We start from the raw sequence: 12,940 nt of genomic DNA, 5'->3' as shown, positions 1-12,940 counted from the left end.
CGTGACCGCGGGGACCGAGAAAGCAGTGCTGTTGCGGGCGATCGAAGCGCACAAGGTTGGGCGCTTCGCCGAAGCGGAGGCGGGCTATCGCCGCGTCCTGCGGCGGCGGCCGAACGATGCCGACGCACTGAACTTTCTCGGCATGATGCGTGTGCAGACCGGCGAGATCGGGCAGGGAGTGGAGCTGTTGCGCCGCTCGGTCAAGAGTCAGCCGCGCAATCCGCACGCATGGACGAATCTCGGCAACGCGCTCATGGCGAGTGGCGCATTCGAGGAGGCGCACCAGGCGTTCAGTAGCGCCACCGATCTCGCTCCGACGATGACAGAAGCCTGGTTCAATCGCGGCGTCTGTGCACGTCACTTGAAGCTGCCCGAAGAGGCGATGGAATGCTTCAGCAAAGCCGTGGAGTTTGGTCCGGGCTATGCGGCGGCATACGACGCGCTCGCGAGACTGCTGTATCGCGCCCGGCGCCTGCCGGAGGCGATCGAGGTCTACCGCAAGTGGCTGGCGGCCGACCCCGACAATCCGCAGGCCAAGCACATGCTGGCAGCGTGCACGGGCGAGAACGTGCCGGCACGAGCCGGCGATGCTTATCTCACGGCAACATTCGATGCGTTCGCCGACACCTTCGATGAAAATCTGCAGTCGTTGGGTTATCGCGCCCCCGAATTGATCGCTGCTGCCGTGACTGAGCAATTGCACGCGCCGGCCGGGTCGCGGCTCGATATCGTCGATGCGGGCTGTGGAACGGGCTGGTGCGGGCCGCTGTTCAAGCCGTTGGCCCGGACGCTGGTCGGGGTCGATATCTCGCCGGGCATGGTGGAGAAGGCGCGTGCCCGGGATGTCTATGACGAGTTGATCGTGGCGGAGTTGTCGACATTCTTGCGGCAACGCCCGGGGTCCGCCGATCTGATCGTCTCGGCCGACACGCTCGTCTATTTCGGCGAGCTCGACGAGCCGCTCGCGGCGGCATGCGCCTGCCTGCGCACCGGCGGTATGATGGCCTTCACGCTCGAACGACTCGAGCCCGGCCCGGACGGCCAACCGTATAGAATCGAACCCCATGGACGCTATTGCCACCAGGAATCCTATGTACGGGCCAGGCTGGCGCAGGCCGGCTTCCAGTCCGTTTCGATCACGGGCGATACGCTGCGCAAGGAAGGCGGCCGGGACGTCGCCGGCCATGTGGTGGTGGCCGTCAAATGAGCGCGCGCCACTGGCCAGATATCGGGCGGCAGCGCCTGGATTGCCGACCCGACACTTGCGGGCGCCCGGTGTTTCAGGTACTTACCGCGGCAACAGACATAATCAAGGTCGGTAGAAGACATGGCGCGGGGCAGAGTGGTCGAGTTCGACTATTACCAGTTCGTCAAGCTGCTGCGGCGGGCGACGGACGCGGGCCAGCGCATCGACAAGAGCGATGCGCGCTGGGCGGAGTACGTGAAGTCGAACGGCATCAACGAAGTCGCCGCGACGGCGATCGCCCGTCAAAAATTCGAAGGCGCGACACCAGTGATCATCGCCGAGGGCCAGGACTCCGACGGCCTGTATTTCTATTCGAAGAACGAGGAAGCCTGCCTGAAGCTGGTGTTCGGCTGAGCGGGCGGCCCGGCACCGGGCCGAGCGGGATTCGTGGCTGGATCATGCAGCCGGGCCAGGCTCGGCCGGCGGGCCTGCGCCTGAATGGTGTGGCCGCCGGGCGGGCCTCCTTTATTGCGAGCAAGGACTAAAGACGCCATGCCGGATTATGGGCAGAACCGTTCCGTAAGCCTCACCGGTCCCGGCGACATGCGCGGGCTGCTGGTCACCCGGCTGACCGCCGCCGAGCAAATCAGCCGGCCGTTTCAATTCGATCTCGAGCTGTGCGGTATGGAAGGCGCCGGCGAGCGCGGCGCGGTCAATCCGGACGGCATCCTGGGCCAGCCGGCGTGCGTGGAGCTGAAAGTCACCAGCACGTACAAGCGCTATTTCCATGGCATCGTCACCGAATTCGCGCATATCGGCTGCAACGAGCGCCGGCACGAATATCGCGCGGTGCTGCGGCCGGCGTTCTGGCTGCTCACGCGCCGCGCCGACTGCCGCGTTTTGCAGAACATGTCGACGCCGGACATCTTCAAGGAAGTCTGTCGCCAGGCCGGTTTCGACGATCACCAGCTCAAGCTCAGTGCCAGCTACGAGCCTTGGGAATACCGCGTCCAGTATCGCGAAAGCGATTTCGATTTCCTGAGCCGGCTGCTCGAACACGAGGGCATCTACTATTACTTCGAGCATACCGGCAGCCGCCACATCATGGTGCTGACGGATGACGTGGCCAAGCTCGGCTCGGAGCCCGACTACGGTGTAGTGCCGTATTACCCGCCCGGCGGCGCGGGCGTGAAGCGCGAGCGCGATCATTTGAGCACGTGGGTCTCGGCGAAGACCTTCCAGCCGGCTGCGTTCGCGGCGCGCGAATACAACTTTGAAACGCCGGCGTCGGTGGCCAGCGGCGTCTCTCCCGTCGCGAGAAGAAGCGATGCCAATCGTTTCGAGATATTCGACTACCCGGCAGGCGCGACCACGCTCACCGCCGCGGGTGTCGAGCGCATAGCCAAAGTGCGTGCCCAGCAGATGCAGTCGTCGCAGACCGTGATCCGCGGCGGCGGCGATGCGGCGGGCCTGTTCGCGGGCAAGCTGTTCGCGCTCAAAGGCCATCCGCGTGATGACTTCAACGATAAGCAACACTTGATCACCAGTTCCTCGTGCACGGTGGTTTCGGATGGCGCACGCACCGGAGAGGTCCGGGCGGACGATAGCCTGCAGATCGCGGTCAGCCTCGAGGCGATCGATGCGCAAGAGCCATTTCGTCCGGCGCGCGTCACGCCGAAGCCGCTCATCCAGGGACTGCAGACGGCACGTGTAGTCGGCGCGAAGGGCGAAGAGATCACCACCGACAAATATGGCCGCGTGAAGGTGCAGTTCCATTGGGACCGTGCCGGCGAGTCCAACGAGGACAGCTCGTGCTGGGTGCGCGTGGCGCAATCATGGGCGGGCAAGAACTGGGGTACGCAGTTCGTGCCCCGCATCGGCCAGGAAGTGGTGGTGTCGTTCCTCGAAGGCGATCCCGATCATCCGCTGATCATCGGCAGCGTCTACAACGCCGAGCAGATGCCGCCCTACGATCTGCCCGCCAAGCAGACCCAGAGCGGCGTGAAGAGCCGCACCACCAAGGAGGGCACGGCCGAGAACTTCAACGAGATCCGCTTCGAGGACAAGAAGGACGCGGAGGAGATCTACATCCACGCCGAAAGGGACCTGCGCCTGGTGGTGGAGAACAACCAGATCGTCACGGTGGGGGCCGAGAAAAAGGAAGACGGCGATCGCACCACCACCATCCACAACCACGACAAGCTCACGGTCGGCGGCGACCTGGAAACCAAGGTGACCGGCAAGGAGACGCGCACGGTCAGCAAGGACCGCGTCACCACCCTGGAAGCCAATGACTCGGCGGACGTGAAGCAGAAGTTCTCGCTCAAGGCCGGCCAGGAGATCACGCTGGAGGTGGGCCAGTCGAAGCTGGTGATGAAGAGCGACGGCACCATCGAGATCAGCGGCATGCAGCTGAAGCTCAAGGGCAATTCCAAGGTCGAGATCGACGGTACGCAGACCGCCATCTCCGGTCAGCAGCTGGATGTGAAAGGCACCATGACCAAGGTGGAGGGCTCGGGTCAGCTGGATCTGAGCGCCAGTGGCATCGCCTCGCTCAAGGGCGCGCTTACCAAGATCGGTTGAGCGCCGCCGGAGATTGCAGCAGCAGACAGCGCAACGAGAAGCATCGAGACAGCAGCGTTAAACAAGAAACATTGGATATGAAGGACGGCATGGTCGCAGCTTTCGATCCCACAACCGAGGTGTCCGCAGCCAGCGTCGTGCAGCTCTCCGCGCTGAGCTCGGACGCGCTCGCGCTGCTGAAGTCGGACAGTGGCGCCAACGTGCGCCGTTTTCTGGATCGGCTCATGGGCTCCGGCCTGCCTGCCGATGCGCTCGCGCTCGTGGCGCGCGTGCTGCCGAAGCGCTACGTGGTCGCCTGGGCGTGCGACTGCTTGAGGACCGCGCTGGCCGACGCTCCCGAGGTGAGCGACGTCGACCGGGCCGGACTGGCGTTGGCTCAGCAATGGTTGTCGGAACCCTCGGAAGACAATCGGCGAGCCGCCCTGGAGTTTGCAGAACGCGGCGAGCTGCGCACGCCAGGCGCGTGGATTGCCGCGAGCGCCGGCTGGACTGGCGGAAGCCTGGCGCCGCGTGGCTACGATCCGATCCCGCCACCAGATCATCTGCCGGCTGAGGCCGCCATCGCGGCCCTGCGGCTCACTGCCGCGCGTGGCACGAACTACGCGGCAACAATCAACGGTTTCGTGACGCGTGCGATACAGATCTTCGGACCCGCCGTTGCAAGATCCGGCTCTGAAGCTGCCGGAGGACGTGCATGAAACCCGCGGCGCGCGTGAGCGACATGCATACCTGCCCGATGCAGACGCCCGGGGTGCCGCCGATTCCGCATGTGGGAGGGCCCATCGTCCCGCCCGGCGCGCCGACCGTGCTCATCGGCAATCTGCCGGCCGCGACGCTGGGCGACATGTGTACGTGCGTCGGTCCGCCGGACTCCATCGTGATGGGATCGACGACCGTGATGATTCAAGGCAAGCCGGCCGCGCGCATGGGCGATACGACGGCGCACGGCGGCACGATCGTCGCGGGCTGTTTCACGGTATTGATCGGAGGCTGACAAAAAGTGACGGGCCCAAAGTCTCGAACCTCTAAGTCATGTATCTGACCCTCGAAGTCATCAGCGCCAACGCCGCCGCGCTCGGCGCGGGTCGTCGCCAGGTATTTTCCGTCGATGGCGGGCGGATCGGCCGCGCGCCCGAGAATCAGATGGTGCTGCCCGGCGCGGGCGTGCACAGGCATCACGCCACGGTGCGCTTCATCAACGGTGTGTTTTTCATCGAAGGCGTCGGCACCAACGGCATCGCCGTCAACAATCCCGATATCGTTCTGCCGCGCCACGAGCCATATCCGCTCAAGAGCGGCGACAAAGTATTCATCGACGAATTCGAGCTGGTGGCGTCGGCGTCGGCGACGCCTCCTGTCGAACCAACGGCGCCTACGGATGCGCCGTTGACCGCGCAGACGGGCCGGCACGCTACGCGTGCAGCCGCGCCTACCATTCCACTCGTCGATATGCCGGGCGAGGCGGAGGATCTCGATCCGCTCAAACAACTGCTGCTCGGCGGCGCCGCGCCGACACCGCCTGCGCCGCGCGTACCGGAGCAGCCGTGGAATCATTCACCCGCGCTGTCCGATCACTTCGCGCCTTCGCCCATTGCGCCTTTCGGTGCGCCGAGCCCCGCGCAAGCCATTCCGGAGGATTGGGACAAGACTTCGTTCAATCGTTCGAAGCTGCAGCCCGCGTCCCCGGTGCCACCGCCGGCTTCTGTCACAGCGAGTGCGCGTCCTACGGCGCCTCCGCCATCACCCGCGCGCCCTGCGCCAATGCCGCCTCACGCGCCCGTTGGCGAAGCCGATGCGGGCACGTTCGACTGGAATGCATTCTTGCGCGCTGCCGGCGTCGATCCCGCCACGGTCCCGTCGGATACATCCGCCGTGCTCGGGAACATCATGCGCACCGTGGTGCAGGGCCTGATCGAAGTGTTGCGCGCGCGCTCGGAGATCAAGACCGAGTTCCGCATGCCCGTAACGCAGGTCAAGGTGTCCGAAAACAATCCGCTCAAGTTCGCGGCGAATGCAGAGGACGCGCTCGCCAATCTGTTCGGCCGTCGCAATCCCGCGTACCTGCCGCCGCAGGAAGCGTTCGAGGACGCGTTCAGCGATGTGCGTTTCCACCAACTCGCGATGCTGGTCGGCGTGCGCGCCGGCTTCGATCACCTGATGAGCCGCTTCGACCCCGAGCAATTGGAAGAAGTGTTCTCGCGGCAGGGCCGCCGGAGCCTGTTCGGCGGCACCAAGAATTGGGAGATGTACTCGGAACGCTATCGCGAAATGGTGAAGGACGGCGATGAAACATTCCGTCGGTTGTTCGGCGAGGAGTTCGCGCGCGCCTATGAGCAGCAGCTGTCGGTACTGAAGCGCGGGCGCACGACGCGCTGAATGGGGCAGTGAGTGGGGCAATGAGTGGGGCAATGAATAAAACGCATCACCGTTCAACGTCTCGGTTCTCGGCAATGCGTCTGTCCACCGCGTGCTTGCTGGCGGTGAGCATGCTCGCTGGCTGCGCCTCCAAGCCGCCGAAGCCACAACCGGCGCGCGCACGCCTGGTCGCGAGCGAGCAGGTGAATCCGGATGCGTCGGGCCGGGCTTCGCCCATCGTCGTGCGCCTGTTCCAGTTGCGGGACGAGGATGCGTTCGCGTCGGCCGAATTCTTCGACTTGTACGGAAAGGAAAAAGAAATTCTCGGCGAGAGCCTGGTCTCGCGCCAGGAATACGTGCTCGCGCCGGGCGAGACACGAGAGCTGGAGATTCCCCTGGACGCGCAGGCGCGCTACCTGGGTGTGCTCGCGGCCTTTCGCGACATTCGCGCCGCGCAGTGGCGCGCTCTGACGCGAGCGCCGGAGAAGAAGCTCACGGACCTGCTCGGCAAGGATGGCGTCACGATCACGCTCGACAAAGACACCGTGGCGCTGTCCGTCAAAGATTGAGAACCAAAGACCATGTCAGAGAACAACCGCGTTGTCTGGTCCGAGGGGCTGTTCCTACGCCCCCAGCATTTCCAGCAGCAGGAACGCTATCTGGAGTCGCACCTGGAAGGCCGCGTCGCCGCTCTGCGCGCCTATTCGTGGGGCTTCACCGAAGTCGAGATTGAGCGTGACCTGCTCGCCATCGGCAAGCTCGGCTTGCGCCGCGCGCGCGGCGTGTTTCCCGATGGCACGCCGTTCACGATGCCTGAGAACGAGCCGTTGCCTGCGCCGCTCGAAATCGGTCCGCAGGTGCGCGACCAGCTGATCTCGCTTGCCGTACCGCTGAGGAAGTCGGGAGCGTTGCAATCTACACGGCAGCCGAACGGCGTCGAACTGACACGCTATCGCAGCCGCGACTACGAGACGCGCGATATCACATCGGACTCCGCCGTTGCGACAGAGCTTACCGTCGCTGCGCTCAATACTCGTCTGATGACGCAAAGCGAGCCGCGCGAGGACTTCGCGCAGATCCCGCTCGCGCACGTTGTGGAGCGTCGCGCGGATGGTCAGGTCGTACTCGATGACCGGTTCATGCCGACTGTCCTGAAGACCGGCGCTGCGGCACGCCTGGCGACCTTCCTGACCGAATTGCAGGGCCTGTTACATCAGCGTGGCGAAGCGCTTGCGGCGCGCGCGGTCGCGACAGGGCGGGGTGGTGCGGCTGAGATCGCGGACTTCCTGATGTTGCAGGTCGTGAATCGTTACGCGCCTGTAGCCACGCATCTGGCCGCGAATGCCGTGTGTCATCCCGAGGAGCTTTATCGGTTGCTGCTGGAGATGACCGGCGAACTGTCGACGTTGACCGCCGCCGCGCGCCGTCCGCCGCAGTTTCCTCCTTATCGTCACGATGCGCTGAATGCGAGCTTCGAGCCCGTCATCAATGCGTTGCGCTCGTGCTTGAGCGTGGTCATGGAGCAGACCGCGATTGCAATTCCGCTGGCTCACAAGAAGTTCGGCATCAGCGTTGCCACCGTCGCGGACCCGACCTTGTTCGATTCCGCGGCCTTCGTGCTCGCCGCGAACGCGGACATGCCGGCCGAAGAGCTGCGCCGCCGCTTTCCCGCCCAGCTCAAGATCGGTCCCGTCGAAAAGATTCGCGATCTGGTGAACCTGCAGCTGCCCGGTATCGGCCTGCAGGCGATGGCGGTCGCGCCGCGCCAGATTCCGTATCACGCCGGCTTTGCCTATTTCGAGCTGGATCGCTCGAACGAGCTGTGGCGCATGCTGAAGACGTCGGGCGGCATCGCCATCCATCAGGCCGGCGAGTTCCCGAATCTCAACATGGAATTCTGGGCCATCCGGGGTTGAGCGCATGAGCCAGGACAGACCCGACGATCCGCTCGCACCCCGCGACGTCACTATTCTCAGGCCGCGCCCCGGCGCGGGCCGCAAGCCCGCCGCGCCGGCACCGCAATCGCCACCGCCCGTGCAACCGTCGGCTCCGCCGCCGGCTGCGTATGCGCCTGCACCCACTCCGCCTCCGCCACAGCCGGCGCAGTTCGCAATGCCTGCGAACGCCGAGCTGCTCGCGCAGTTGCCTGGAGTTGCAGTAAATCCGCTGGTGCAAGCGGCCGTTCCGTTGTTGCTCCTCGCCGGTCGACTCCGCGGGCAGATCGCGCCTGCCGACGTAGAGGCACTGCGTCGTCAGACCATGCAGGAGATCAACTCATTCGAAGATCGCGCGCGACGCGTGGGTATTCCGCCGGAAGACGTGCTCGCTGCGCGTTATGCGTTGTGCACGGTCGTCGATGAAGCCGTGCTCAACACGCCTTGGGGCGCGCAAGGCGGCTGGGCTTCGCAATCGTTGCTCGTCACGTTTCATCGCGAGGCGTCGGGCGGCGAGAAGTTCTTCCAGATTCTGGATCGCGTGTCCGGCGAGCCGCAGCGCTACCTCGCTCTCCTGGAACTGCTGTATGTCTGTCTGGCGCTGGGCTTCGAAGGCAAGTATCGGCTGGACCCGCAGGGCGCCGCGCGCCTCGCGGAGATTCGCCAGAACCTGTATCGCCGCATCGAGGGCTTGCGCGACGGCGTCGAGCCGGAGCTGTCACCGCGCTGGAAGGGCGTTGAGGATCGGCGCAATGCCGTAATGCGCTTCGTGCCGTTGTGGATCGTTGCCGCGGCCTGCGCCGTGGTGCTGCTCGGCGGATATCTCTATTTCGATTCGCAGTTGCGTGCCAAAGCCGATCCACTCAACGCGACACTGGCAGGTGTTGGACTTGAATCGTTCGATACGCCCGCGGTCGCCACGCCTGCTCCGTCGAGCGGTCTGCGCGAGTTGCTGGCTACGCAGATCGCGAGCGGACAAATCTACTTCGACGAGGCTGGCGGACGTACCGCGATCACGCTAGCCGTGCCTGATCTGTTCGCTTCTGGCAGCACTCAGGTCAACGACCGGCACGCGAGCCTCGTGCACGCGATTGGCGCGGCACTGAATCAAGTGCCCGGCCGCGTGGTCGTGATCGGTCACACGGACAATCAACCGCTGCGGTCGCTGCGGTTCAAGGACAACTACGAGCTGTCGCGTGCGAGAGCCGAGCAGGTCGCCGCGCTACTGATGAAGGACATACACAGCGGCGCACGCATCGAGACCGCCGGCAAGGGCGCGCTCGAACCGCGCTTCGAGCCTGCCGACCTGCCGGAAAACCGGGCGCGCAACCGGCGCGTCGAAATCATTCATCGCAGGGACGGCTGACATGCTGGCGCTACTCAAGAGCCGTAACGTGCTGCTGCTCATCGGGCTGGTCCTGCTGTCCGCGCTGATCTGGTTTGCGGGGCCGTATTTTGCATTCGCCGACTTCAAGCCGCTTGAAGGTGTGTTGGCGCGCGTCGTCGCGATTCTCGTGATGGTGCTCGCGTCGGTCATCGTGCTGCTGTTGAAACAGATGCGCAGCACGCGTGCGAGCGCCAAGCTTGCCGACGAAGTCGTGGCGCAAGGTGCCGGAGCGCAAGATAGCGATGCCGCTGCCGGGCGTGCGGGCGATGCCGCGCAACTGCGCAAACGCTTCGAGGAAGCGATCGACGCGCTGAAGAAGTCGAAGAAGAAGGGCGCTGCGAATCTCTACGAGCTGCCGTGGTACGTGATTATCGGTCCGCCCGGCGCGGGCAAGACGACCGTGCTGGTCAACTCCGGGCTCAATTTCCCGCTGGCGCAGAAGTTCGGCAAAGACGCGCTGCGCGGCGTGGGTGGCACGCGCCACTGCGATTGGTGGTTCACCGACAAAGCCATCCTGCTCGACACCGCGGGTCGCTACACGACCCAAGACTCCAATGCGCGCGCGGATGCCGCAGGCTGGGTTGCGTTCCTGCAGTTGCTGCGCAAGTTCCGCAGCCGTCAGCCGATCAACGGCGTCATCGTCGCGATGAGCGCTTCGGATCTGCTCACATCGAGCGAGCAGGAGCGCGAACGCCACGTGATCGCGATTCGCGAACGCCTGGCGGAAATCGGCCGCACGCTCGGCATCGATGTGCCCGTGTACTTCCTTGTGACCAAGTGCGACCTGGTCGCCGGCTTCTCCGAGTTCTTCGACGAGCTCGGGCAGGACGCGCGCGCCCAGGTGTGGGGCACGACCTTTCCGATCGAAGTCACCGAAGCCGGTCAGGCGCCCGCTACGTTCGAGAAGGAGTTCGAGCGCCTGATCGAACGACTGCAGCAACGTGTGCTGCCACGCATGGACAGCGAACGCGATCCGCGTCGCCGTGTCGGCATTCTTGCGTTCCCGCAGCAGATGGCTGCGTTCGGCCCGTTGCTGAACGATCTGCTACGTCGTGTGTTCACGACCACCGACTTCGAAGAGCAGATTCTGTTGCGCGGTGTCTACTTCACCAGCGGCACGCAGGAAGGCACGCCTGTCGACCGCGTGTTGGGCAGCATTGCGCGCACGTTCGGCGTGAGTGGTGCAGTAGCGCCCGCAGCGGCTGGTCGCGGCAAAGCGTTCTTTATCGAGAAGCTGCTGAAGAACGTCGTGTTCCAGGAGTCCGGCCTGGCGGGCATCAATCGACGTCTGCAACTGTGGAAGTTCGGGCTGCAGGCGGCTGCCTATGTCGCTTGCGCCGCCGTGCTGGTGCTCGGCCTTACGGGGCTGGCGCTCAGCTACAAAGCGAACGCGACGTATATCGATTCGGTCAGCGCTTCTGCTGCGACTCTCGATCAAAGCAGCCTCGGACCAAACGTCGCCACGCTGCCGGCGGAAGCTTTGCTGCCGCGGTTGGATGCGCTCCGTGATGTAACGAACACGGCAGAGCAGTATCGCGGCGATGTGCCCCTGAGCATGCGCATGGGCTTATACCAGGGCAACGCGCTCGGCGGAGCGGCTCGCGAAGCGTACTTGCGCGAGCTGAACAATGTGCTGTTGCCAGTGATGGCCATGCGATTCGCGGAGCAGGTGCGCGCGAGCGTTGCCGCGCCCGATCGCTTGTACGAATACCTCAAAGCGTATCTCATGCTTGGCGATGCCGAGCATCGCGACGCAGAGCATCTGCGCGTGCTGGGCGACATTGAGCTGCGCCGAATGTATCCGAATGACCCGAGCACGCGCGAACGCCTCGGTGAGCATTTCACACAGCTGCTGACCGACGAAGAGGGAATGCGTCTCGCGAGCATCGATTCAGATCTCGTCGAGCAAGCACGCTACGCCTTGCGCACTGCATCGCTTCCAGTGCTGATGTACAGCCGGCTGAAGCTGGGCTACGCGGGTGATACGAAGCGTGCGTTGCGACTTGATCTGGCCGTGGGGCCGGGAGCAGAAACCGTGCTCGTGCGGACAAGCGGCGCCGCGCTTTCCGAGCCGGTTCCCGCTCTTTACACGCGAGATGTATTCCTCGAAGTGAACAGCACGGGCAAGTACGAGTTGCTGAAGCAGTTCGCGGCGGACGCCTGGGTATTCGGCGGCAACTTGCTCGATGCGCGCAACAGCGGCGCGCTGCTGCACGAGATGATTTCTTTATATGAGCAGGACTACATCCGCACTTGGGACGGCGTGCTGCGCGATGTGAAGGTCCGGCCGACGGCGAGTGCAACCGAGCTCACGGATCAGCTCGGGATCCTGTCGAGTCCAGCTTCGCCGTTGAAGGGCTTCCTTGCTGCCGCGGGCGAGAACACGAATCTCTTGAAGCCCGCCACAGATGTTGCTGCAGCGGGTGCCGCTGGTGCCGCCGCCGCAGGACTGGCAGCGAAGGCGGCGCAACTCGCCAACGTTCTCGGCGCTCCACCGCCGGGTGCCGCGGAACCTGGCACGGCAGTGACGAAACACTTCGAGTCGATTCGTTCCCTCGTGCAGGGACCGCCCGGCGCGGCACCGATCGATGCCGTGCTTGCGACACTCAAGCAAACACATACTCAGTTGCAATCGATGGGTTCGGGCCTGGGCGACACCAGTGCATTGGACGCCGTGGTGAAGTCCGGTCAGGCGGACGCAATGAAGAGTTTGCAGTTGCAGGCGCGACAGTTGCCGGAGCCGATCGGAGCCATGGTGGCGCAGATCGGCGCTCGCGGTGAATCGATTGCGATGGGGCAAGCGCGCGGTGATCTCTCGCGCCGCTACACCGAACAGGTGTTGCGCGAGTGCCGTGAGCTGTTGGAAGGGCGCTATCCGTTGGATCGCAGCAGCCCCAACGATGTTCCGCTGCAAGACTTTGGTCGGGTGTTCGGTTACAACGGCACGTTCGACACGTTCTTCCGCGACAATCTCGCCGGACTCGTCGACGTGTCGCGCACACCGTGGACCTGGCGCGCAGGCGCGGCAGCCATCGGTGGCTCGCCGGCGATGCTGAAGCAGTTTCAGCAGGCTCGTCGCATCCGCGACGTCTATTTCAAGCCCGGCTCACAGACACCAGAAACACGCTTCACGTTGACTCCCAACTCGCTCGATGCCGCAGTGACGCGGTTCAGCCTCGAGTTGGACGGCCAGCGATTCGAGTATCGACACGGTCCGCAGCAGAGCAGTGCGATGACCTGGCCAGGCGGAGCGGTCGGCCAGGCCGCGATTGTCTTCGAGGCGGCAGGCGGCTCCGGTCCGAGCCTCGTGCGCGAGGGGCCGTGGGCGTGGTTCCGGCTGCTCGATCAATCACGAGTTCAGCGTGTTTCAGATACGCGCCTCAATGTGGCGTTCGCAGCCGGTGGTCGCACGATGCAGGTCACGCTCGATGCGGCATCCATCCGCAATCCGTTTGCGCGCGATGAGCTCGCGGGCTTTCGTTGTGCGATGTAAGT

At 64.5% G+C, this 12,940-nt stretch carries 10 protein-coding genes; all 10 read left to right on the top strand.

Features of this window, described 5'->3' with window-relative positions; translation table 11 throughout:
* The first annotated feature begins 1 nt into the window (after window position 1).
* The 10 genes from VGE08_RS21315 (at window position 2) to tssM (ending at window position 12,938) form a co-directional block, all read left to right on the top strand.
* Window positions 2–1,207 carry a tetratricopeptide repeat protein gene (locus tag VGE08_RS21315; protein WP_331069940.1) on the top strand — a complete coding sequence of 402 codons (1,206 nt, stop codon included), beginning with the start codon at window positions 2–4 and terminating at the stop codon, window positions 1,205–1,207.
* A gap of 120 nt (window positions 1,208–1,327) precedes the next feature.
* Entirely contained in the window at window positions 1,328–1,600 is a 273-nt protein-coding gene (locus tag VGE08_RS21310) for a hypothetical protein (RefSeq protein ID WP_331069939.1), read from the top strand.
* Between the two features lie 138 nt (window positions 1,601–1,738).
* Window positions 1,739–3,769, top strand: a complete 2,031-nt coding sequence (locus VGE08_RS21305) for a type VI secretion system Vgr family protein (RefSeq protein ID WP_331069938.1) — start codon at window positions 1,739–1,741, stop codon at window positions 3,767–3,769.
* Window positions 3,766–4,467 carry a DUF6931 family protein gene (locus VGE08_RS21300; RefSeq protein WP_331069937.1) on the top strand — a complete coding sequence of 234 codons (702 nt, stop codon included), beginning with the start codon at window positions 3,766–3,768 and terminating at the stop codon, window positions 4,465–4,467. The genes VGE08_RS21305 and VGE08_RS21300 overlap by 4 nt, the downstream gene beginning before the upstream one ends.
* Entirely contained in the window at window positions 4,464–4,763 is a 300-nt protein-coding gene (locus tag VGE08_RS21295) for a PAAR domain-containing protein (RefSeq protein WP_331069936.1), read from the top strand. The genes VGE08_RS21300 and VGE08_RS21295 overlap by 4 nt, the downstream gene beginning before the upstream one ends.
* Before the next feature lie 38 nt (window positions 4,764–4,801).
* Window positions 4,802–6,145, top strand: coding sequence for a type VI secretion system-associated FHA domain protein TagH (gene tagH, locus VGE08_RS21290; RefSeq protein ID WP_331069935.1), 1,344 nt, complete (start codon window positions 4,802–4,804; stop codon window positions 6,143–6,145).
* Between the two features lie 74 nt (window positions 6,146–6,219).
* Window positions 6,220–6,693, top strand: coding sequence for a type VI secretion system lipoprotein TssJ (gene tssJ / locus VGE08_RS21285; RefSeq protein ID WP_331069934.1), 474 nt, complete (start codon window positions 6,220–6,222; stop codon window positions 6,691–6,693).
* A gap of 12 nt (window positions 6,694–6,705) precedes the next feature.
* The gene (gene tssK / locus VGE08_RS21280; protein ID WP_331069933.1) at window positions 6,706–8,040 is read left to right on the top strand and encodes a type VI secretion system baseplate subunit TssK; all 1,335 of its coding nucleotides are present in this window, start codon (window positions 6,706–6,708) and stop codon (window positions 8,038–8,040) included.
* Window positions 8,041–8,044: 4 nt separating this feature from the next.
* Complete coding sequence (icmH, locus tag VGE08_RS21275) at window positions 8,045–9,424, top strand: type IVB secretion system protein IcmH/DotU (RefSeq protein WP_331069932.1); 1,380 nt, start codon at window positions 8,045–8,047, stop codon at window positions 9,422–9,424.
* A gap of 1 nt (window position 9,425) precedes the next feature.
* Window positions 9,426–12,938 carry a type VI secretion system membrane subunit TssM gene (gene tssM, locus VGE08_RS21270; protein WP_331069931.1) on the top strand — a complete coding sequence of 1,171 codons (3,513 nt, stop codon included), beginning with the start codon at window positions 9,426–9,428 and terminating at the stop codon, window positions 12,936–12,938.
* Window positions 12,939–12,940 lie beyond the last annotated feature (2 nt).

This window comes from Steroidobacter sp., from assembly GCF_036406195.1.
In the GTDB taxonomy this organism is placed as follows: domain Bacteria; phylum Pseudomonadota; class Gammaproteobacteria; order Steroidobacterales; family Steroidobacteraceae; genus Steroidobacter.
Note: the sequence above shows the minus strand (reverse complement) of the source record. Positions and strands in the feature narration are given on the sequence as shown.